This is a genomic window from Mycobacterium sp., from assembly GCF_035506235.1.
Classification (GTDB): domain Bacteria; phylum Actinomycetota; class Actinomycetes; order Mycobacteriales; family Mycobacteriaceae; genus Mycobacterium.
Genome location: NZ_DATJPU010000180.1, coordinates 23,239 through 43,517 on the forward strand (window position 1 = coordinate 23,239; position 20,279 = coordinate 43,517).

Annotated in this window: 20 protein-coding genes and 1 pseudogene; 10 read left to right on the forward strand and 11 right to left on the reverse strand. The window is 68.4% G+C overall.

Annotated features, from left to right (window positions below; genetic code table 11):
* Positions 1-72: 72 nt before the first annotated feature.
* The 6 genes from purM to VMD50_RS16995 all read right to left on the reverse strand — a co-directional run bounded on the left by purM (position 73) and on the right by VMD50_RS16995 (position 7,024).
* Positions 73-1,167 carry a phosphoribosylformylglycinamidine cyclo-ligase gene (gene purM, locus VMD50_RS16970; protein WP_325428940.1) on the reverse strand — a complete coding sequence of 365 codons (1,095 nt, stop codon included), beginning with the start codon at positions 1,165-1,167 and terminating at the stop codon, positions 73-75.
* A gap of 71 nt (positions 1,168-1,238) precedes the next feature.
* The gene (gene purF / locus VMD50_RS16975; RefSeq protein WP_325428893.1) at positions 1,239-2,774 is read right to left on the reverse strand and encodes an amidophosphoribosyltransferase; all 1,536 of its coding nucleotides are present in this window, start codon (positions 2,772-2,774) and stop codon (positions 1,239-1,241) included.
* 131 nt (positions 2,775-2,905) lie between these two features.
* Positions 2,906-3,301 carry a sterol carrier family protein gene (locus VMD50_RS16980; RefSeq protein ID WP_325428894.1) on the reverse strand — a complete coding sequence of 132 codons (396 nt, stop codon included), beginning with the start codon at positions 3,299-3,301 and terminating at the stop codon, positions 2,906-2,908.
* A gap of 4 nt (positions 3,302-3,305) precedes the next feature.
* A complete protein-coding gene (locus VMD50_RS16985; RefSeq protein ID WP_325428895.1) occupies positions 3,306-3,911 on the reverse strand; it encodes an Rv0804 family intramembrane glutamic endopeptidase in 606 nt (201 codons plus the stop codon).
* Positions 3,908-6,214, reverse strand: a complete 2,307-nt coding sequence (purL, locus tag VMD50_RS16990; protein ID WP_325428896.1) for a phosphoribosylformylglycinamidine synthase subunit PurL — start codon at positions 6,212-6,214, stop codon at positions 3,908-3,910. Before purL ends, VMD50_RS16985 begins: the two co-directional genes overlap by 4 nt.
* A gap of 18 nt (positions 6,215-6,232) precedes the next feature.
* A complete protein-coding gene (locus tag VMD50_RS16995) occupies positions 6,233-7,024 on the reverse strand; it encodes a helix-turn-helix domain-containing protein (protein ID WP_325428897.1) in 792 nt (263 codons plus the stop codon).
* A 125-nt stretch (positions 7,025-7,149) separates the two neighbouring features.
* Here VMD50_RS16995 and VMD50_RS17000 point away from each other — a divergent pair, with 125 nt between their 5' ends.
* Positions 7,150-7,560: a nuclear transport factor 2 family protein gene (locus VMD50_RS17000; protein ID WP_325428898.1), complete on the forward strand. Its 411-nt coding sequence runs from the start codon at positions 7,150-7,152 to the stop codon at positions 7,558-7,560.
* A gap of 8 nt (positions 7,561-7,568) precedes the next feature.
* Here VMD50_RS17000 and VMD50_RS17005 read toward each other — a convergent pair whose 3' ends face one another.
* The gene (locus VMD50_RS17005) at positions 7,569-7,916 is read right to left on the reverse strand and encodes a VOC family protein (RefSeq protein ID WP_325428899.1); all 348 of its coding nucleotides are present in this window, start codon (positions 7,914-7,916) and stop codon (positions 7,569-7,571) included.
* Between the two features lie 14 nt (positions 7,917-7,930).
* Positions 7,931-9,187 carry a M18 family aminopeptidase gene (locus VMD50_RS17010; protein ID WP_325428900.1) on the reverse strand — a complete coding sequence of 419 codons (1,257 nt, stop codon included), beginning with the start codon at positions 9,185-9,187 and terminating at the stop codon, positions 7,931-7,933.
* 10 nt (positions 9,188-9,197) lie between these two features.
* Here VMD50_RS17010 and VMD50_RS17015 point away from each other — a divergent pair, with 10 nt between their 5' ends.
* Positions 9,198-10,253 (forward strand): Dyp-type peroxidase, encoded by a 1,056-nt coding sequence (locus tag VMD50_RS17015; protein ID WP_325428941.1) that lies wholly within the window; start codon positions 9,198-9,200, stop codon positions 10,251-10,253.
* Positions 10,250-11,047 (forward strand): family 1 encapsulin nanocompartment shell protein, encoded by a 798-nt coding sequence (locus VMD50_RS17020; RefSeq protein WP_325428901.1) that lies wholly within the window; start codon positions 10,250-10,252, stop codon positions 11,045-11,047. Before VMD50_RS17015 ends, VMD50_RS17020 begins: the two co-directional genes overlap by 4 nt.
* 11 nt (positions 11,048-11,058) lie before the next feature.
* Here the strand turns inward: VMD50_RS17020 and VMD50_RS17025 are convergent, their stop codons facing one another.
* Positions 11,059-11,958, reverse strand: coding sequence for a LysR family transcriptional regulator (locus VMD50_RS17025; RefSeq protein ID WP_325428902.1), 900 nt, complete (start codon positions 11,956-11,958; stop codon positions 11,059-11,061).
* A gap of 162 nt (positions 11,959-12,120) precedes the next feature.
* Here VMD50_RS17025 and VMD50_RS17030 point away from each other — a divergent pair.
* Positions 12,121-12,860, forward strand: a pseudogene (locus tag VMD50_RS17030) (SDR family NAD(P)-dependent oxidoreductase).
* A gap of 14 nt (positions 12,861-12,874) precedes the next feature.
* On the opposite strand, the gene VMD50_RS17035 reads toward VMD50_RS17030, so the two are convergent.
* A complete protein-coding gene (locus VMD50_RS17035) occupies positions 12,875-14,566 on the reverse strand; it encodes an MOSC and FAD-binding oxidoreductase domain-containing protein (RefSeq protein WP_325428903.1) in 1,692 nt (563 codons plus the stop codon).
* Positions 14,567-14,589: 23 nt separating this feature from the next.
* Complete coding sequence (locus tag VMD50_RS17040; RefSeq protein ID WP_325428904.1) at positions 14,590-15,531, reverse strand: SDR family oxidoreductase; 942 nt, start codon at positions 15,529-15,531, stop codon at positions 14,590-14,592.
* Here VMD50_RS17040 and VMD50_RS17045 point away from each other — a divergent pair.
* The 6 genes from VMD50_RS17045 (at position 15,514) to VMD50_RS17070 (ending at position 20,262) form a co-directional block, all read left to right on the forward strand.
* Positions 15,514-16,386, forward strand: a complete 873-nt coding sequence (locus tag VMD50_RS17045) for an alpha/beta fold hydrolase (protein WP_325428905.1) — start codon at positions 15,514-15,516, stop codon at positions 16,384-16,386. The two genes, VMD50_RS17040 and VMD50_RS17045, sit on opposite strands and share 18 nt — an antisense overlap.
* A 76-nt stretch (positions 16,387-16,462) precedes the next feature.
* Positions 16,463-17,155 (forward strand): TetR/AcrR family transcriptional regulator, encoded by a 693-nt coding sequence (locus VMD50_RS17050; protein ID WP_325428906.1) that lies wholly within the window; start codon positions 16,463-16,465, stop codon positions 17,153-17,155.
* A complete protein-coding gene (locus tag VMD50_RS17055; RefSeq protein WP_325428907.1) occupies positions 17,088-17,804 on the forward strand; it encodes a TetR/AcrR family transcriptional regulator in 717 nt (238 codons plus the stop codon). Before VMD50_RS17050 ends, VMD50_RS17055 begins: the two co-directional genes overlap by 68 nt.
* Positions 17,805-17,968: 164 nt before the next feature.
* Positions 17,969-18,634 (forward strand): zinc-binding dehydrogenase, encoded by a 666-nt coding sequence (locus VMD50_RS17060; protein WP_325428908.1) that lies wholly within the window; start codon positions 17,969-17,971, stop codon positions 18,632-18,634.
* Positions 18,635-18,688: 54 nt separating this feature from the next.
* The gene (locus tag VMD50_RS17065; protein WP_325428909.1) at positions 18,689-19,573 is read left to right on the forward strand and encodes a DUF427 domain-containing protein; all 885 of its coding nucleotides are present in this window, start codon (positions 18,689-18,691) and stop codon (positions 19,571-19,573) included.
* A 14-nt stretch (positions 19,574-19,587) separates the two neighbouring features.
* Positions 19,588-20,262, forward strand: a complete 675-nt coding sequence (locus VMD50_RS17070) for a haloacid dehalogenase type II (protein ID WP_325428910.1) — start codon at positions 19,588-19,590, stop codon at positions 20,260-20,262.
* Positions 20,263-20,279: the final 17 nt, after the last annotated feature.

Genomic DNA, 20,279 nt, shown 5'->3' on the forward strand with positions numbered 1-20,279 from the left:
TGCCGATGCGCTGAGCATCGGCACAGTGCTAGTTGCGGCTGGTTCCGGCTGAGACCCGGCCGGTGTGAGACGTCAGAACCTGGGGTGTTGCCCGACCAGTGTGACCCGCGGGCCGTCTTTCCCGCCTTTGCCGACGGTGCCCAGGACCCAGCAATCGAGATGCCGGGCGGTCAAGATGGCCAGGGCGCGGTCGGTGTCCTCCGGCGCGACGACGGCGATCATGCCGACGCCCATGTTGAACGTCTTCTCCATCTCCTCCCGCATCACCCGGCCGCGCTGGGCGATCATGGCGAACACCGGCGCGGGCGTCCAGGTGCCGCGGTCGACCTCGGCGACCAGCCCGGGCGGGATGACGCGCTGCAGGTTGCCGGCCAGCCCGCCGCCGGTCACGTGGCAGAACGTGCGGACATGGGTTTCGGCGGCCAGCGCCAGGCAGTCCTTGGCGTAGATGCGGGTGGGTTCCAACAGCTCTTCGCCCAGGGTGCGGCCGAACTCCTCGACGTAACCGGCCAGGTTCATCCGGTCGATCTCGAGCAGGACCGTGCGGGCCAGCGAATACCCGTTGGAATGCAGGCCGGACGAGCCCATCGCGATGATGACGTCGCCGGGTTTGACGCGGTCGGCGCCCAGCACGTCGTCGGCCTCGACGACCCCGACTCCGGTGGCCGAGATGTCGTAATGGTCCGGCTCCATCAGACCGGGGTGCTCGGCCGTTTCACCGCCCAGCAGCGCGCAGCCGGCTCGCACGCAGCCCTCAGCGATGCCGCTGACGATCGCGCTCAGCCGTTCCGGCACTGTGCGGCCGACCGCGATGTAGTCCTGCAGGAACAGCGGCTCGGCGCCGCACACGACGAGATCGTCGACAACCATCGCGACCAGGTCGAGGCCGACGGTGTCGTGCTTGTCCATCGCCTGAGCGACCGCCAGCTTGGTACCGACCCCGTCCGTGGAGGCCGCCAGCACCGGTTCGCGGTAGTCGCCGCGCAAAGCGAACAGTCCGGCGAATCCGCCCAGCCCCCCGCGCACCTCGGGTCTGGTCGCCTTGGTCGCCAGCGGCTTGAACAGAGCCACGGCGCGATCACCGGCTTCAATGTCCACCCCGGCCGACGCGTAGGTGATGCCCTGGCTGCCCGGGTTTCGTCCGGGGCTTTTTCCGGGATCCGTCATCGCGATAAAGGCTACCGGGCTGCGCTCGGCGCCGGTATCAAACGTCATTGAACCAACGGGAACCCACAGGGTCAGCGCACGATGGGCACTTCATCGGGCGTCAGATCACCGAACACGGCTCCGCGCGCAGCGTTGGCGAGCATGTGCTCGATGACGTTCTTGCCCAGCGCGCTTTCGCCGGGCAGTTCGATCGGATACTTGCCGTCGAAGCAGGCGGTGCACAGCCGCGACGCGGGCTGCTCGGAGGCCGCGACCAGGCCCCGCAGCGAGACATAACCCAGCGTGTCGGCCCCGATGGCATGCCGCACCGCCTCGAGCATCTCCTCTTTGTCTTCGATGGCGTTGGCGATCAACTCGGCGGGTGATGGGAAGTCGATGCCATAGAAGCACGGCCACTTCACCGGCGGGGAGGCGATGCGCACGTGCACCTCGAGGGCGCCGGCCTCCCGCAGCATTCGCAACAGGGCGCGCTGGGTGTTTCCCCGCACGATCGAATCGTCGACGACGATCAGCCGCTTGCCGCGGATCACCTCTTTGAGAGGGTTGAGCTTCAGCCGGATACCGAGCTGGCGGATGGTCTGCGACGGCTGGATGAAGGTGCGCCCGACGTAGGCGTTCTTCATCAGGCCCTGCCCGTAAGGGATGCCGGACTCCTGCGCGTACCCGACGGCGGCCGGGGTGCCCGATTCCGGCACGCCGATCACCAGGTCGGCTTCGACCGGGCTCTCGCGCGCCAGCCGGCGACCGATCTCGACCCGGGTCGCGTGCACCGACCGGCCCGCGATCGTGCTGTCCGGCCGTGCCAGGTAGACGTACTCGAAGACGCAGCCCTTGGGCTCGGGGTTGGCGAAACGGGTCGAGCGCACGCCGTCGGCGTCGATGGCCAGCAGCTCGCCCGGCTCGATCTCGCGCACGAACGACGCGCCGACGATGTCGAGCGCGGCCGTTTCGGAGGCCACCACCCAGCCGCGATCCAGCCGTCCCAGGCAAAGCGGCCGCACCCCGTAGGGATCGCGGCACGCATACAGTGTGTTTTCGTCCATAAACGTCAGGCAGAATGCCCCGCGCACGGTCGGCAGCAGTTCCAGCGCCGCCTGTTCCAGCGTGGAATCGGCCGCGCCGTGGGCCAGCAGGGCGCCCAGGATGTCGGAGTCGGTCGTCGCCGGGGCCGGGCATCGCGTGCCGATCAGGCCCGCGTCGCGGGCGCGTGCGGCGAGCTCGGCGGCGTTGACCAGATTCCCGTTGTGCCCCAACGCAACCCCGGTTCCGGCCGCGGTGTTGCGGAACACCGGCTGCGCGTTCTCCCACGTCGTGTCGCCCGTGGTGGAGTAGCGGCAGTGCCCGATCGCCACGTGGCCCTGCATCGCGGCCAGAGTTTGCTCGTCGAACACCTGACTGACCAGGCCGAGGTCTTTGAAGACCAGCACCTGGGATCCGTCGGCGACGGCGATACCCGCGGCTTCCTGCCCGCGATGCTGCAGCGCGTACAAGCCGTAGTAGGTGAGTTTGGCGACTTCCTCGCCCGGGGCCCATACCCCGAATACGCCACATTCTTCGCGGGGGGAATTCAGGTCCTGCTCGGGCGCTTCGGCTCCAGCGACGGTCACGGTTTGGCGGCCCCCTGGGGAACGATTGGTGACGTAACGGAGTCTACGGGCTGGACGGCCGCGGCGCCGAATCCGACGGGCGTGTTGGGCTCCGAAAATCCGCCGCACGACCCTAAACCTGCAGTTCAGGCTTATGTTTCGCTGACATCGAACAGGGGCAGCCAGTGGCCGATCTCACCCGCCCGGGAACCCGACAGCGTCAGCGTGCCGGCGCCCTTCGCCTCTTCGAGCGGCACCAGGCCGACCGCCAGTCGCAGCCACGTGCGCGGATCGGCCTCGACGACGTTGGGCGGTGTGCCGCGGGTGTGCCGGGGTCCGGCAATGCACTGGACGGCGGCAAAAGGCGGGATCCGGACCTCGACGCTGGAGCCGGGCGCGACCGTCGCCAGGGTGCGCGCCGTGAGCCGAACGGCGGTCGCCAGGGCGTCCCGGTCGGGCGCCGGGCGGGATTCGGTACGCAACCAGTCCAAAACGGCCAACACGGCCTGGCGGGTCTTTGCCGGGTCGGCTCGCTGACGGGCGGGCATACCCCTAGCGTCGCACGGTCAGCGCGGCGATCGCGCCGGCCTCGTTGATCGCCAGATGCGCCAGCATCGGCGCGGCGAGGCTGCCGGAACGGTCGGCCAGCCAACCGAACACCCAACCCGCGAGGCCGGTGACCAGCACGGTGGCGGCCACGGGCTGACCCGTCGCGCGGGCATCGGGGACGTGGGAGAGGCCAAAAGCGGCGGCCTGCAACAGCCTTCCACCGCTTCGGCCGAACGCTCGGGTACCGGCGGTGGCCAGCGCGGCGCGGAAGGCGGCCTCCTCGGCCCAGACTGTGCCGAGGGGGATCCGCACCAGCAACCACTCCGGCACCGACGCCGGCGGCTCCTGAACGGCCATCGCCGCCCGGACCATCGGCACCGCCGTCGTGGCGGCGATCGCGGTCGTCGCCGCGGCCCCGGCCGCCGACCCCAGCCGTGCTCCCGCCCACAACCGCGGCGGGCGAAGGCCCAGCGGCGCGCCGGTCACCAGCACCAGCAGCGCGCCAACGCCCGCCTGCAGCGTGACGCGCCAAGCAGGGGGCAACCGCGGACCGACGAAACTCCAGCCCACCAAGGCGGCGGCCAACAGCAGCGCCTGCAGCCGCTTCATCCAAAGAAGCGCGGCAGCACCGACTCTGACGTCTCGCGCAGTTCCGCCAGGGTCACCGTGAACAACCCCTGAACCTCCACCGCGCCCGAGGCCTGATCGACGACGCCGATGCGGACCGCGGGCAATCCCCGCGCCTCGCACATCGAACGGAACCGGCTCTCCTCGGTGCGCGGCACCGCCACCAGCACTCGGCCCGCCGACTCCGAGAACAACATCACAAACGGATCGGCGTCCTCGGGAAGCACAATGCGGCAACCGGTTTCGCCCGCCAGCGCCGATTCCACGATGGCCTGGGCGAGGCCGCCCTCGGACAGGTCGTGCGCGGCGGACACCAGCCCGTCGCGTGACGCTGAGGCCAGCACCTCGGCCAGCAGCTTCTCGCGCGCCAGGTCGACCCTCGGCGGCAGGCCGCCCAGGTGGCCGGCGCTCACCTGCGCCCAGACGGAACCATCGAACTCGTCGCGCGTATCGCCCAGCAGCATCAGGGTTTCGCCCGGTTCGGTGCCGAAGGACGTGTGGAGCCGTCGACCGACGTCGTCGATCACGCCGAGCACGCCGACAACCGGCGTGGGCAGGATCGCGGCCGATCCCGTTTGGTTGTAAAAGCTCACGTTGCCGCCGGTCACCGGAATGCCAAGGGCCGCACAGCCATCGGCCAGCCCCCGCACCGCCTGCGAAAACTGCCACATCACCCCGGGGTCCTCGGGCGAACCGAAGTTCAGGCAGTTGGTCACCGCTACCGGGGTCGCGCCGGTGACGGCCACGTTGCGGTACGCCTCGGCCAGCGCCAGCTGGGCCCCGGCGTAGGGGTCCAGCAGCGTGTAGCGACCCGACGCATCGGTCGACACCGCGATGCCGCGACCGGTCGACTCGTCGACGCGCAGCACTCCGCCGTCGGCATGCTCGGCCAGCACCGTGTTGCCGCGCACGTAGCGGTCGTACTGCTCGGTGATGAACGCGCGGCTGCACAGGTGCGGACTGCCCAGCAGCGCAAGCAAAGTCGCGCGCAGCTCGGCGCCGGTGGCAGGACGCGGCAGCCTCGTCGACCGGTCCGCGTTCAGGGCGTCCTGCGATTCGGGGAGCGCGACCGGCCGCTGGTACACCGGCCCCTCGTGCGCCACGGTGCGCGGCGGCACGTCGACCACCGTCTCGCCGTGCCAGGTGATCCGCAACCGGTCGCCGTCGGTGACCTCGCCGATAACGGTGGCCAGCACCTCCCATTTGCGGCACACCGCCATGAAGGCGTCCACGTTCTCCGGTGCCACCACCGCGCACATGCGCTCCTGCGACTCGCTGCAGAGCACCTCGGCCGGCGTCATCTCCTTGGCCCGCAGCGGGACGGCATCGAGCCGGATCGCCATCCCGCCATCCCCGGCGGACGCCAATTCGGAAGTGGCACAAGCTAATCCAGCTCCACCGAGATCCTGGATGCCGATCACAAGCCCGCCCGAGTAGAGCTCGAGGCAGCACTCGATGAGCACCTTCTCCATGAAGGGGTCGCCCACCTGAACCGACGGCAGCTTCTTGCGCGAGGCTCCGGCGCTGTCTTCAGCGCCAAACGTGTCCGACGCCAGCACCGACACCCCGCCGATGCCGTCGAGCCCCGTGCGCGCGCCGAACAGGATGATCTTGTTGCCGACGCCCGACGCGAACGCCAGATGCAGGTCCTCCCGACGCAGCACACCGACGCACATCGCGTTGACCAACGGGTTGCCGGCGTAGCACGCGTCGAAGACGGTCTCGCCGCCGATGTTGGGCAGTCCCAGCGAGTTGCCGTAGCCGCCGATGCCGCGCACCACGCCATCGACCACGCGGCGGGTGTCCGGCGCGTCGGCGGCGCCGAAGCGAAGCTGGTCCATCACGGCGACGGGTCGCGCGCCCATGGCCATGATGTCGCGCACGATGCCGCCCACGCCGGTGGCCGCGCCCTGATAGGGCTCGACGTAGGAAGGATGGTTGTGCGATTCCACCTTGAAGGTGACCGCCCAGCCGTCGCCGATGTCGACTACGCCGGCGTTCTCGCCGATGCCGGCGAGCATGCCCGCGCGCATCGCGTCGGTTGTGGTCTCGCCGAAGTAGCGCAGGTGAACCTTGGAGGACTTGTAGGAGCAGTGCTCGCTCCACATCACCGAGTACATTGCCAGCTCGGTGTCGGTGGGCCTGCGGCCCAGGATCTCGCGAATCCGCAGGTACTCGTCGTCTTTGAGGCCCAGCTCGTGAAACGGTTGCGGCTGGTCGGGCGTGGTCGCGGCGTGGTCGACGGTGTCAATCTGGGTCCGCGCCCCTGTTCCGGAGACAGTCACCCGAACAGTGTAAGAGCGCTACCTGCCCTGAAGCAGGCTGGCGCTTGCGGCGTCGGCCGGATAGAACAGCTCGACGGCCAGTTCGGCGAGGGTGACGTCGAGCGGGGTCCCGAAGGTCGTCAGTGTGGTGAACATCGACAGCGGTTGCCCACCGCCGACGTCCAGCACGAAGGGGATGAGCAGCGCGTCGGCGTTGTCCGGTGGCGCGCCGCGCGCTTTGGCGGCGCCCGCGACTCCCGGGTATCCGCGCACCTCGTCCTCGAGCGCCCGCAGCCCCGGGTCGCCGGTGAGTGCGATCGTGCGCCGGAGTTGGTGCAGCAAGTAGCCCGCCCATTCGGGGAAGTTCAGGGTCCGCCCGGCGAGGCCGTCGGGGTGCAGCGACAGCCGGTAGACGTTGGCCGGCGGTCCGAGCAGCTCCGCGGGCAGACCGACGGTGAGCGCCGACGCCGCGGCGTTGGCGCCCACGATGTTCCAGCAGCGATCGATCACGATGCCGGGGTAGGGGTCGTGGGCATCGAGGAGGCGCTGCACCGCGTTACGGGCCGGGGAGAGCGCGGCGTCCTCCAGCGGGCGCGACTGGTAACGCGGCGCGAACCCGGCGGCCAGCAGCAGCGTGTTGCGCTCCCGCAGTGGAACGTCGAGGCCCTCGGCGAGGGCGAGCACCATCTCCGGACTGGGTCGCGAGCGGCCCGTCTCGATGAAGCTCAGGTGGCGCGCCGAGACGCCGACGGTCAACGACAGGTCGAGCTGGCTCACCCGTCGCCGCTCGCGCCATTCGCGCAACAGGACACCTACGGCCGCATGGCCCACGAGGCAACGGTAACCACGGCCGCCGACCCGTGGCGATGACCTCGCAGGTAATTGTGCCGCCGCACGGCGAGGGGACACGCTGGCCACGACGCGCTCGATCGAAGCGCCCGACACCGGGAGGAATCATGACCGACATCCAATCCGCTCCGGCCGACACGGCCCCGAAGTTCAGCGCCGAGGCGTTCGCGGCGTATTGGGCCGCGCCCACCATGTCGCGCGGCTTCGACATCCTCGCCGACGACATCGTCGGCTACTGGCCGGGTGACCCCGAGCCGGTCCGCGGCATCGAGCCCTACACGGCAAAGATCGCCGAATTGCTGGACGCCGCACCGGATTTGAAGCTCGACGTCGTCGACAGCGCCACCGTGCCCGGCGCCGCCGCGGGCGAGGAGCTGGTGTTTTTGCACTACGTCGGCAGGGGCACCGGGCCCGGCGGGCCGTTCGAGATCCGCGGGATCGACCGGGTTCGCACCCGCGACGGGATCGTCGTGGAGAACGTCATCCGTTACGACCCGCCCATCCTCACCCAGGGCTGAGCGGCGAGCTACTGCCCGACGACACAGAAGACATTGCCCTCGGGGTCGGCCAGCACCACCCAGCGGAAGTTGTCGCCGAACTGGTGCCGGCCGACCTCGTTGGCCCCGGCCGCCGTCAGCCGCGCCACCTCGCCATCGACGTCGGCGGCGCTGAAATCGAGGTGCACGCGGTTTTTCCCGGGGGTCGGTTCGGGCACTTTCTGGAATCCGAGCTTGGGTCCCTCCGACAGCGTCACCGCGGTGAACTCATCGGCGAGCAGCTCCTGCGTCGTACCACCGAACTGTTCGGCCCACCAGCCGGCCAGCGTCGCCGGGTCGCTGCAGTCGAAGGTGACCATTTCTACGTTTAGCGTCATGGCCGGATCGTAGGTCAGCGGGGTGACAGAAACGCTTGCAGCGCGGCCGCATAGGCGGCGACGTCGTGCGCGCCCATCAACTCCCGCGCGGAGTGCATCGCCAGCTGCGCGGCGCCGACGTCGACGGTTGGGATGCCGGTGCGGGCCGCGGCCAGCGGCCCGATCGTCGAACCGCACGGCAGGTCGGCGCGGTGCTCGTAACGTTGCAGCCCGACCCCGGCCTGGCGGCAGGCCAGCTCGAACGTTGCCGCGGTGCGCCCATCGGTGGCATACCGCAGGTTGGGGTGGACCTTGAGCACCGGCCCGGCGTTGACCTCGATCAGGTGGCCGGGCTCGTGCCGCTCCGGGTAGTTGGGATGGGTGGCGTGGGCCATGTCGGCCGAGGCCAGCAGCGACGGCGGCAGCCGGCGCAGGAAGTCCTCCCGGTTGCCGCCCGCGGCCAGCACGATCCGCTCCAGCACGGTGCTCAGCAGGTTGGACTGCGCGCCGCGGTCGGACGACGACCCGACCTCCTCGTGATCGAAGAGCACCAACACCGGCAGAAAGCCCCGCGCCTCGGCACCCAACAGCGCCTCCAACCCCGCGTAGCAACTGGCCTGGTTGTCCAGCCGGGGCGCGCTCAACAGGTCGGCGTCGGCCCCGAGCACCGTCGACGGGGTCAGATCGTGCGTCATCAGGTCGGCGCCGAGCACGTCGCCGGCCGCCACCCCGGCCCGCTCGGCGACGTAGCCGACGAATGAACTCCATTGTTCCCCAACGCCCCAGACCGCGTTGACGTGTCGCTGCGGGTCCAGGGTCACCGACTTGCGGTCCTCGGCCAGGTGGATCGCCAGCTGCGGCACCCGCAGGATCGGGTCGTCGATCCGGACCAGCCGGTGGCCGACCCCGGCCCCGTCCCGCACCGACAGCCGCCCGCTGATGCCCAGGTCGCGGTCCAGCCAGGAGTTGAGCCACGCGCCCCCGTACGGCTCGAGCGCCACGACGCGCCAGCCGGCGACGAGCCGGTCCGGATGCTGCTTGACCCGCAAGTTGGGGCTGTCGGTGTGTGCGCCGACGATCCGGAACGGCCCTTCGGGCCCGTCGGAATTCCAGGCGACCAGCGATCCGGCGCGCACGGTGAAATAGCGGCCGGGTTGCGCCGGCCAGCGGTCGGATTCGCCGAGTTCGGCATACCCGGACCCGGCCAGCCGAGCGGCGGCCGTGGCGCAGGCGTGAAACGGCGACGGGGATGCGTCGATGAACTCGCAGAGGCCTGCGGCGCTGGCCGACATGTCCAACATCATGGCTGTCGGCGACCGCCGTCGCCACGATAGGGTCGGCAGAGTGCCTCCGGTTCAGCCGCAACCCATCCTCCAGCCGTTGACACCAGCCGCCATCTTCCTCGTCGTCACCATCGACGACGGCGGAGAGGCCACGGTGCACGACGCGCTGCCGGACATTTCGGGGTTGGTGCGCGCGATCGGTTTCCGCGAGCCGCCGAAACGGTTGTCGGCGATCGTCTCGATCGGCTCCGACGCCTGGGACCGCCTGTTTTCCGGGCCGCGTCCCGCCGAACTCCACCCGTTCATCGAGTTGAACGGCCCGCGGCACACGGCCCCGGCCACGCCCGGCGACCTGTTGCTGCACATCCGGGCCGAGAGCTTGGACGTGTGCTTCGAGTTGGCCGACCGCATCCTGCGGGCGATGGCCGGCGCAGTCACCGTGGTCGACGAGGTGCACGGTTTCCGCTACTTCGACAACCGCGACCTGCTGGGGTTTGTCGACGGCACCGAAAACCCCGACGGCCCACTGGCCGTCAGCGCGACCGTCATCGGCGACGAGGATCCCGACTTCGCCGGCTCGTGCTACGTGCACGTGCAGAAGTACGTGCACAACATGTCGTCCTGGAACGCGCTGTCGGTCACCGAGCAGGAACTGGTGATCGGCCGGACCAAGCTGGAAGACATCGAACTGGGCGACGCGGACAAGCCGGCCGACGCCCACATCGCGCTCAACGTCATCACCGACGACGACGGCACCGAGCTCAAGATCGTCCGGCACAACATGCCCTTCGGTGAGCTGGGCAAGGGCGAATACGGCACCTACTTCATCGGCTATTCGCGGACGCCGCGGGTCACCGAGCAGATGCTGCAGAACATGTTCCTCGGCGACCCACCCGGCAACACCGACCGCATCCTGGACTTCTCCACCGCGGTCACCGGCGGGTTGTTCTTCTCCCCGACCGTCGACTTCCTCGACGACCCACCGCCGTTGCCCGCGCCGCTGGTGACGGCGCGGGCGGCGGCATCTGATGACGGCTCACTCGCGATCGGCAGCCTGAAAGGAACCACTCGATGAACAACCTCTACCGCGACCTGGCACCGGTCACCGAAGTCGCTTGGGCCGAAATCGAATTGGAGGCCACCCGAACCTTCAAGCGCCACATCGCCGGGCGGCGCGTCGTCGACGTCAGCGAACCGGGCGGACCCGTCACCGCGGCGATCAGCACCGGCCGGCTCCTCGACGTCGCGGCGCCCAACGACGGCGTGGAAGCCCACCTCCGGGAAAGCAAACCCCTTGTCCGCCTGCGGGTTCCGTTCACCCTGTCGCGTTACGAGATCGACAACGTCGAGCGGGGCGCGCAGGACTCCGACTGGGATCCCGTCAAGGCCGCGGCCAAGAAGCTGGCGTTCGTCGAGGACCGCGCCATCTTCGAGGGCTACACCGCCGGGTCGATCGACGGCATCCGCGGCTGCAGCTCCAACCCGCCGTTGAAGCTGCCCGAGGATCCCCGCGATATGCCGGACGCCATCTCGCACGCGTTGACCGGGCTGCGGCTGGCCGGCGTGGACGGCCCGTACTCGGTGCTGCTGGCCGCCGAGGTGTACACCAAGGTCAGTGAGACCACCGAACACGGATATCCCATCCGCGAGCACCTGAACCGATTGGTGGACGGGGACATCATCTGGGCGCCGGCCATCGATGGCGCCTTCGTCTTGACCACCCGAGGCGGCGACTTCGATCTGCAGCTGGGCACCGACGTCGCGATCGGGTACCTGAGCCACGACGCCGAGACGGTGCAGCTGTATCTGCAGGAGACGCTGACGTTTTTGTGCTACACGGCTGAAGCGTCGGTCTGCCTGGCCCCCTAGTCCGCGCGCCGTCAGGCGTCGTCCGGCAGCTCGAACGAGGTGAGGAGCCGGCCGATATCGCGGCGGCGCGAGTCGGCCGGCCACACCACCCAGGTGCGGCGCACCAGGGGCGCGCCGATCAGCGGGGCCCACGTCACGTTGTCCGGCAGCGGTCGAGGCTGGCTTTCCGGGGCAAGCGCGAAGGCATGCCCGCCGCTCACCGCGGCGAACTTTACGTCGGCGATCAGGACATGGCCGTCGGGCGCGGGTGGGCCGATTTCGATGCCGTGGCTACGCAGCGCCCCGGTGAGCTCGTCGTACCAGGCCGGACTGCTCGACCGGGGAAAGCCCGTCCACCGCAGGTCTTTGAGGTCGCGCAGAGAGATCCCGTCGACGCCGACCCGGGCCGCGGCGACCGATGAATCAAGAAGCACGCCAAGGCTTTCGCGGGCCACCAGCATGGCGTCGAATTCGGACCCGGCGGGACGTTCGCGCACCAGCCCGACGTCGAGTTCGTCGCTGCGCAGGGCGACGAATTGCGCGGCCGTCGACAGATGACGCGGAACGACACGCGTCTCGGACACCTCGGCCGCGAACTTGGCGAGCGCTCCGGGCAGCACGTGCGGCGCCAATTCGAGCGGGATGCCGAGTCTGATGGCCCCGCCGGCCGCGCCGCGGTAGGTGGACATCGCGCGCACCGCCTGCCGGTATCGCGCCAGGACGGCGCGCGCCTCCTCGAGCAAGGCCGCCCCCGCCTCCGTGGGCCGTACTCCGGTGCTGACCCGCTCCAGCAGACGAACCCCTAATTCGCGCTCGAGCGCGCTCACCGTCTGTGAAATCGCCGACTGGCTCACGTGTAGTCGGCGAGACGCCGCCGACATGCCGCCCTCTTCCACGACGGCGACAAAGGCACTGAGTTCTCGCAACTCCATAGCTGGTGGCCGTTCCTGGCCCGCTCCTCCCGATACCGGCTCAGCTTAGTTAATGGCGGCCATCAGCAAGACCGATAGCCCCGCCGGCCGGGCCGGAATTAAAGCGGTGCGCCGGGGCGCTATGCGCTGCGGAATGTGCAGGGATTCGTCAGGAGGGCTCGCATGGAAACAACCCTTGAGGGTTCGACCGCACTGGTCACGGGTGCCACCGCAGGCATCGGGCGGGCCGTCGCACTGCAACTCGCCGCGCTCGGCGCCGAGGTGGTGGTGCACGGGCGCAGCGCCGAACGCGGCGCCAAGACGGTGCAGGAGATCGAAAATGCGGGCGGGAAGGCACGTTTCGTCGCGGCCGACCTGTCCGAGGCCGACGCCCTCCGGCGCCTGGCGGTCGAGGCTGCCCCGGTCGACATCCTGATCAACAACGCCGTGTGTACAAGTTCGAGCCGACCGCCGACACCGACGACGCGTTCTTCGACGAACACATCAACATCAACCTGCGCGCGCCCTACATCTTGGTTCAGCAACTCGTGCCCGGTATGGCCGCGCGGGGCGCGGGTGTGGTCGTGAACATCAGCACCCTCGCCGCCGCCGTCCCGGCGCGGATGGCCGGCATATACGGCGCCAGCAAGGCCGGTCTCGAACTGCTGACCCGGGTGTGGGCCGACGAATTCGGCCGGTCCGGGGTGCGGGTGAACGCCGTGCAAGCCGGGCCGACCGAAACGCTGGGAACCGCCGCCAGCCCCGGCCTCGCCGAAAGCTTCGCCACGGTCACCACGCTTGGCCGGGTGGCGCAGGCCGACGAGATCGCCAATGCGGTAACGTTTCTGGCCTCCCCGCAGGCGAGCTACATCAACGGCGCGATCCTGCAAGCCAATGGCGGACAACTGGCGATCGCCCCCTAGCGGCTGGGAGACCTTCACAGATCCAGCACCAGGTCGCCGCCGGGCGCGGCCGAGCAGATCAGCACTTCACCCTCGCCGGGCGCTTCCAGCGGCGGTTGCACGTAGGTCGTCGCCCCGGCGACCACGCCGGTGACACACACGTGGCAGACACCGCTTCGGCAGGCGAAGCGGGTCGGCACGTCGCACGCCTCGGCCAAGTCGAGGATGCTCCCGTAGTCCGGCGACCAATTGACGGTCAACCCGCTGCGCGCGAAGGTAATCGACGGTCCTGTGCCCGGAGTGCCGTCGGGTGGGTGGGGCGGTCTGCGCTCCCCCGTCTCGACAACTCCCGGGTTGATCGCCGGCAGGGCACCGAAGAGTTCGCTGTGGATGCACGCAGGGTCGAGGCCGACGGCCGTGAGGAAGTCGCGCACATCGGCCATGAATTGCGTTGGGCCGCATAGGTATACGGTCGCATCGGGCGCCAGGCCCAGCGCCGCGATCGACTCCCGGTTGAGTCGGCCCTGTATCTCGGTGTAGAAGACTTGCTGCCGCGCGTGGGGCAAGGAGTCGATAAGAGTCGCGACTTCGGTTGCGAACGAATGTGTCTCGGGATTGCGGGTGGTGTGCAACCACCAGATGTCGCGACCGCTGCGGGCAGCGGACAGCGCGTGCAACATCGCCAGGACGGGCGTGGCGCCGATTCCCGCCGAAAAGAGGACTACCGGATTGTCGTCCTCGGCGAGATAGAAGTCGCCGCGGGGAGCGGCCGCCTCGACCACCGCCCCCGGCCGGATGTGGGCGTGCAGCCACCGGCTCACCAGGCCGTACTCTTCGCGCTTGACGCTGATCCGGTAGGCCCCCGCACCGGGATCACCCGAAAGCGAGTAGCTGCGCAGCGGCGCCGGTTCGCCGGCTCCGGGAAGTCGCATCGGCAGGTATTGACCCGGTAGCGGCGCGGGCAACGGGGCGTCGTCCTCGGACTCGAGGCGAATCGACAGCACCTGGGAGCTTTCCCGGTGTATTTCCGTGACCCGCAACGGGCGAAATCCATTCCAGCCCGGTTCGACTCCGATCGATCTCGCGGGTTCGGCCAGCATGTCGCGGAAGGACCGTTGCCAGCCGGGGCTGAGCGCCGGAACGTCGACGACCTTACGGAGCTGCTCGTTGTTGCGGTCCGGCAGGTACAACAGCGCGTCGACGTCTGCGACGCTGAGCTCGTGACGGCCACGCCGGGTCCGCACGATGTCGTCGCCGGCGCGCACGGTGCCCTCGCTGATCACCCGGAAATAGAAGCCCGGGCGATGCTGGGAGACAAGCAGATTGGGCATCTTGGGTTCGTTGAGGCGCATGCCGACCCGGAAGCAGGTGACGCGCGGCTGGGTGACTTCGAATTCCGCCTCACCGATGCGGTAGCGGTCTCCGATGCATACCTCGCCATCGGCGAGCCCGGTGACGGTGAAATTTTCACCGAAGTGGCCAGGCTGCAGGTCTTCGCGACCAAGGTAGTTCCTCCAGAAGTCATACGACTCCACCTGGTAGACCAGGACCGCACGCTGTTCGCCACCGTGGCCGGCCAGGTCGCCCTGGCCGTCACCGTCGAGGTTGAGGCGGCGCACCATGACGGGCCCCTCGACCGGGGTCTTCCATATCCCGGTGTAGACGGCCCTGTCCCGCCATTGGACGTCCCTGGGCCTGCCCACGTTTACCGAAACCAGGGTTCCCACTGTGTCACCTCGAAGTGCCTCAACTAGACCAGCGGTTCGCCGCCGTCCACCTTCAACGTCATACCAGTCATGAACGTGTTGGTCATGGCGAACAGCGCCGCTCCGGCGACATCGGCGGTAGTTCCGATCCGCCCCACCGGGTTGCGGTCGGCGATGTGCCTGAAGTAGTCGCGCTTTCCATCGCCGCCGAGGGAGTCCCACGCTCCGGTGTCGATCACCCCCGGTGAGATCGCGTTGACGCGCGTCGGGGCGAGCTCGACGGCCAGCCAGCGGGCGAGGAAGTCGACGGCACCGTTGGTGATACCGACGCCGAGATAGCCGACGTTGAGCTTGAACGCGTGAACACCCGAGAACAGCACGAACGAGCCATTCGGTTTTATCTGAGGCGCACAGTATTTGGCCAGCATGGTGGGGCCGATGACCTTGGTGTCAAAAGAGAGCCGCAGCTTGTGGCGGTCCAGATCGACCAAGTTTCCGCGGGCCCGAGCCGAGGCGGTCGACACCACATGATCCACCGCGCCCAGTCGGTCGGCGAGGGCGGCGATCGACTCGTCGTCGGTGATGTCGACCGACTCCGCGGTGATGTCGCTGCCGCTGTAGGCGCTTTGCAGTGCGGCTCTGTCTCGTCCGGCGACGACCACCCGCGCGCCTTCGGACTGCGCGAGCAAGGCGACAGCACGGGCGATCCCGCTGCCACGTCCGACCACCACTACCGTCTTGTCCCGCAACGCGTTACCCACCGTGCGCTCACTCCTCGGGTCTGACAGGCACCGAGCTTGCCCCAGAACTGGGATGACTGGCCCAGAATATGCCAAGCCGATGCGCACGGCAACATATCGGCCCCACGGGCTGTTGCACGCCGCCGGATTGAGGCATACTGGGTTACATAACCCAGAACCACACCCGGGTTCGAGCGCGAGCTCATCCGCGAGCTCAGGAGGAACGTCATGGCTACTGTCCATCATCGCTACGCCACCGTCGACGGTCGTCGGCTGTTCTTCCGCGAAGCCGGCGACGTAGGCGCCCCCGCGGTGGTTCTCCTGCACGGGTTCCCCACCAGCTCCTACATGTTCCGCAACCTGATACCGGCGCTGGCCGACCGCTACCACGTGATCGCACCCGACCACCTGGGCTTCGGGCTCTCGGACGCGCCACCGGTCGAGGAGTTCGACTACACCTTCGACGCGCTCACCGACCTGACCGGGGGCCTGTTGCGCACGCTCGGGATCGACCGATACGCCATGTACGTACAGGACTACGGGGCGCCGATCGGCTGGCGGCTGGCGCTGCGGGATCCCTCCGCGATCACCGCGATCATCACCCAGAACGGCAACGGCTACGACGCGGGATTCGTCGAAAGCTTCTGGAAGACGGTGTGGGCCTATCAAAGTGAGCAGACAACCGACACGGAAGCCGCGGTGCGGCAATTCCTCACGCTGGACGCCACCCGGTGGCAATACGTCACGGGCGTGCCCGACGAGACAGTGGTCGACCCCGAATCCTGGTATCACGACTACGCGCTGATCTCTCGTCCCGGCAACGACGAAGTGCAGCTGAAGCTGCTGCGCGACTACGCCACCAACGCGCCGCTCTATCCGCGCGTGCACGAGTACTTCCGCGCGAGGCGGGTGCCGCTGCTGGCGGTGTGGGGCCGTGGTGACGAAATCTTCGGACCGGCCGGTGCCGAAGCGTTCGCCGACGACCTACCCGATGCCGAGATCCACCTGCTCGACGGCGGGCACTTCCTGCTCGAGTCCGCATTGGACGAAGTCGCCGACCTGATCCGCAAATTCCTCGCCAAGGTCCATGCGGCCGCCTGATGGAACCGCGGGCGCCACGGGCATCAATGGGTTGAATATCCCATAACCCGGGGCGTCCTCGGACTAGCCTGGGGCGATGGCCCATCCCTATGTTCTCGACGAGCAACGGTTGACCGCCAAGGGGCGTGCCACCCGCGACCGGATCGTGGACGCGGCGGCCCAGCTCATCGTCACCGAGGGCCTGTCCGCGTCGAACATGGAGAACGTGCGCAGGGCGGCATCGGTCAGCGGCTCCCAGCTTGCGCACTATTTCGCCGACAAGGGCGCGCTGCTTCGCGCGGTGATCCGGCGCCAGATCGGCGTGGTTCTGGACTTTCACCGCCAGCCCAGGCTCCACGGCCTGCGTTCGTTCGACGACTTCGAGCGGTGGATCGACCTCAACATGCGTTACTTGAGACGCATCGGTTATTTCGGCACACCCACCTACCACGCCCTGGCCGCGCAACTGGTGAAGTCCGACGAGGCGACGCGCGAGACGCTGGGATGGGGCTACTGGCAGTGGATCGCGCTGCTCGAGGAAGCGATCCGGCGAATGAGGGATGACGGTGTCCTGGTCGCGGATGCAGACCCGCGACAGCTGGCGCTGGTCATCGTCAGCGCTCACCAAGGGGGCGGCACGCTGGCCTTCACCTATCGGGCGGAATGGCCGCACGCCGACGCGGTCCGTTTCGCGGTCAACTATCTGCGGATGTTCGCCACCGATGCCACCGAACGGGTACCGCGGCCCGCCCGGCGTCCCCGGGGTCGGCGCGGGCGGCAACGTGAATGACGACAGGGCATCGCGGTTCACCCGCAAGGGCCGGGCGACACGGGCGCGGATCATCGAGGTCGCCGCTCGTCTCATGTTCGAGCGCGGGGTCGCCAACACCAGCATCGACCAGGTGCGGCACATGGCCGACGTGGGCGGCTCGCAGATCTCGCACTACTTCGCCGACAAACGCGACCTGACCCGCCACGTCGTCGCCGCGCGGCGTGAGGACGTGCGGGTTTTCCACACCCAACCGTCGTTGGGCGGGCTCGACAGCCTCGATGCGCTGCAAGCGTGGGCCGATGCGTGCGTCGTCGCCGCAGATTCCGTCTACCGCGTCGGCGGTTGCGTCTACGGCTCTTTGGCCGGAGAGCTCATCGACGCCGACGACGAAGTGCACGACGATCTCTCCGCCGGCTACGACCAGTGGATCGGGCTGTTTCAGACCGGCCTCACGGCGATGCGGCGCCGCGGCGATCTGCGCCCCGAGGCCGACCCGCGGCATCTGGCCGTGTCGCTGGTCGTCGCACACCAGGGTGGCGCCATGCTCACGCACGCCACCGGTGACCCCGAACCGCTGCGGGTCGCCGTGAACGCCGCCGTCGGTTACGTGCGGTCCTTTGCGGAGCCTCCCCCGCCCCGCAAAAGGCGCAGCCAAGGTAAAACCTGACCGAATTGCCGGCGACCCACCCTGGACAGATTGGGTCTGTTGGCCCATAATATTGGGTTATATAGCCCATTCATTCTCGACGCCGACGGCCCGGCGTCGCCCGCCAATTCGCCGGTGCAGATCCATACCCGAAGGCCCAGAACCGATTTGGGAAGAGGCAGCCAGTGTCCGTCACCGATTCACCATTGCTGCCCACCGCCCCGGCGGTGGTTCGGGAACAATCCGGCGGTGACAGCATGCGAGCGATCATCCTCAACGGGTTCGGTGGCCTGGACACCCTCGTCTACACCGAGATCCCCAAGCCGCTGCCCAAGGACGGCGAGGTCGTGATCGCGGTGAAGGGATTCGGGATCAATCACGCCGAGATGCACATGCGGCGAGGAGAATGGGCCGAGGCCGAGGAGTTGGGCGCAGCGCGCGTCGAGCTGGAGCGGCGCGACCTCGCCGCGCAGCTCCCCGAAGCCAACGGGATCGACGCCATCCTGGACCTAGTCGGCAACAGCACCATCCTCGACTCCCTGGACATGCTGCGCCGCGGCGGTACGGCGTGCCTGGCGGGCTGGTTGGGCGGGCTGGCCCCCATCGGGGACTTCAACCCACTGCTGCGCATGGCCAGCGGCGTGAACTGGAACTTCTTCGGCAGCTTCGTGTTCGGGACGCCGAGTTTCCCGCTGTCCGATGTCCCCCTGCAAGACATCGCGCGGCAGGTTGCCGAGGGCCGGCTGGAAGCGAAGCCGTCCCGTGTCTTCCCGTTCGGCGAGATTCGCGAGGCGCACCGGTTGATGGAGTCGGGAGAAGCCGGCGGCAAGCTGGTCGTGGTGATGGAGTGATCGGCGGCCGAAAACGCCGACTGGAGAACTGATTTCGGGGAGAGGAGCGCGACCATGGGTTTGGCGTGGCAACAAGGACCACTGGCGGCCGGATCGGTGGGTCACTTCCTCACCGACCAGCCGCTGCCGCCGCGGTTGTTGTTCGCCGAGCCGTTGCGCCGCCGCATGCGGGTGCGCTTCGCGGACCGGTGGATCGCCGACAGCGAGGACGTCATCCTGCTACACGAACCCGGCCGCTACCCGGTTGCCTACTTCCCGCGCGGGGACACCGAAACGGACATCCTGGTCGCCGAGGGCCGGGTCACCGTCCACCGCGATCTCGGTGACACTCGGTGGTTCACCGTCAAAGTTCCGGGGCGAGAGGCCAATCACGCCGCCTGGCAACACACCGCACTGCCGCCGCACGCAGCGGTTCTGGACGGGCGGTTGGCCTTCGCCTGGCGCGCCATGGACGCCTTCCACGAGGAAGACGACCGCATCGTCGGGCATGCCGCCGACGCGTATCACCGGATCGACATCCGTTGCACGTCGCGTTATCTCGTCGTGCGGGACGGAGAGCGGGTGATCGCCGACACGAAGCACCCGTTGGCGCTCTACGAATCGGGCTTTGCGCCCCGCTGGTACGTGCCGCGGGAGGACGTCGACGAAGACGCCCTCAAGCTCGTCGATCTGCAGACCTTCTGCCCCTATAAGGGCATCTGTTCCTATTACGATATCGGGGGCCACAAGCGGGCCGCTTGGTCGTACGTCAACGCCTGGCCCGAGGTGGGGCGGGTAACAGATCTGGTGTCCTTCGAGCCCGACAAGATCGACGTCTACCTCGACGGCAAACAGCTACAACTCGAGCCCGGCCAAACCGTCATCCCGCATGGCGTCGACCGGGGACTCGACACCGACGAGGTGCTCGGGAAGACACCCACGGGAAGGGCCGAGGGTTGACCATGCGGCCTGCCATGCCGTCGGTGCTCGTTTTCGACGTGAACGAGACGCTCCTCGATATTTACTCCCTGGCACCGCTTTTCGGGGAGAAGTTCGGTGACGAGCGGGTGCTGCGCGAATGGTTCGCCCAGCTCGTCATGTACTCGATGACCGTCACCCTGGCGGACAATTATGTGAACTTCTCGACGCTCGCCCAGGGCGTGCTGCGCATGCTCGGCGACATCTACCACGTCGACGTCACGGACGACGACCTACACCGCCTGAAGACCGGCCTGCTCACGATGCCGGCACACCCGGACGCGGCGGAGGGGCTTGCTGCTCTGCGCGACAACGGCTTTCGCCTCGTCACACTGACCAACTCGCCGCCCAACCTGCACGGGCCGACGGCGCTGCAGAATTCCGGGCTGGACCGCTTCTTCGAACTCCAGTTGAGCGTCGACGCCCGCCGCGCCTTCAAGCCGGCTCCGGCGGTTTATCGCTACGTATGCGAAACGCTGGTAGTGGTTCCCGCCGATTGCATGATGGTGGCCGCGCACGTGTGGGACACCCTCGGCGCGCAAAATGTCGGCTTCAGCTCGGCTCTGATCACCCGGCCTGGCAATCCGCCGCTGCCCGTCGACGGGCTGCCCCAGCCAACCCTCGTGGTGAGCGACATGCGCGAGCTGGCCGCGCACCTCATCGAGGGATAGACAACCGAGGGACAGCA

Coding starts and splice junctions, on each gene's coding strand:
- purM (WP_325428940.1), bottom strand. CDS start 1,167: ATGACGGATCCCGGAAAAAGCCCCGGACGAAACCCGGGCAGCCAGGGC.
- VMD50_RS16980 (WP_325428894.1), bottom strand. CDS start 3,301: ATGCCCGCCCGTCAGCGAGCCGACCCGGCAAAGACCCGCCAGGCCGTG.
- VMD50_RS16985 (WP_325428895.1), bottom strand. CDS start 3,911: ATGAAGCGGCTGCAGGCGCTGCTGTTGGCCGCCGCCTTGGTGGGCTGG.
- VMD50_RS17000 (WP_325428898.1), top strand. CDS start 7,150: ATGACCGACATCCAATCCGCTCCGGCCGACACGGCCCCGAAGTTCAGC.
- VMD50_RS17005 (WP_325428899.1), bottom strand. CDS start 7,916: ATGACGCTAAACGTAGAAATGGTCACCTTCGACTGCAGCGACCCGGCG.
- VMD50_RS17010 (WP_325428900.1), bottom strand. CDS start 9,187: ATGTCGGCCAGCGCCGCAGGCCTCTGCGAGTTCATCGACGCATCCCCG.
- VMD50_RS17015 (WP_325428941.1), top strand. CDS start 9,198: ATGGCTGTCGGCGACCGCCGTCGCCACGATAGGGTCGGCAGAGTGCCT.
- VMD50_RS17020 (WP_325428901.1), top strand. CDS start 10,250: ATGAACAACCTCTACCGCGACCTGGCACCGGTCACCGAAGTCGCTTGG.
- VMD50_RS17025 (WP_325428902.1), bottom strand. CDS start 11,958: ATGGAGTTGCGAGAACTCAGTGCCTTTGTCGCCGTCGTGGAAGAGGGC.
- VMD50_RS17045 (WP_325428905.1), top strand. CDS start 15,514: ATGGCTACTGTCCATCATCGCTACGCCACCGTCGACGGTCGTCGGCTG.
- VMD50_RS17040 (WP_325428904.1), bottom strand. CDS start 15,531: ATGATGGACAGTAGCCATGACGTTCCTCCTGAGCTCGCGGATGAGCTC.
- VMD50_RS17050 (WP_325428906.1), top strand. CDS start 16,463: ATGGCCCATCCCTATGTTCTCGACGAGCAACGGTTGACCGCCAAGGGG.
- VMD50_RS17055 (WP_325428907.1), top strand. CDS start 17,088: ATGCCACCGAACGGGTACCGCGGCCCGCCCGGCGTCCCCGGGGTCGGC.
- VMD50_RS17065 (WP_325428909.1), top strand. CDS start 18,689: ATGGGTTTGGCGTGGCAACAAGGACCACTGGCGGCCGGATCGGTGGGT.
- VMD50_RS17070 (WP_325428910.1), top strand. CDS start 19,588: ATGCCGTCGGTGCTCGTTTTCGACGTGAACGAGACGCTCCTCGATATT.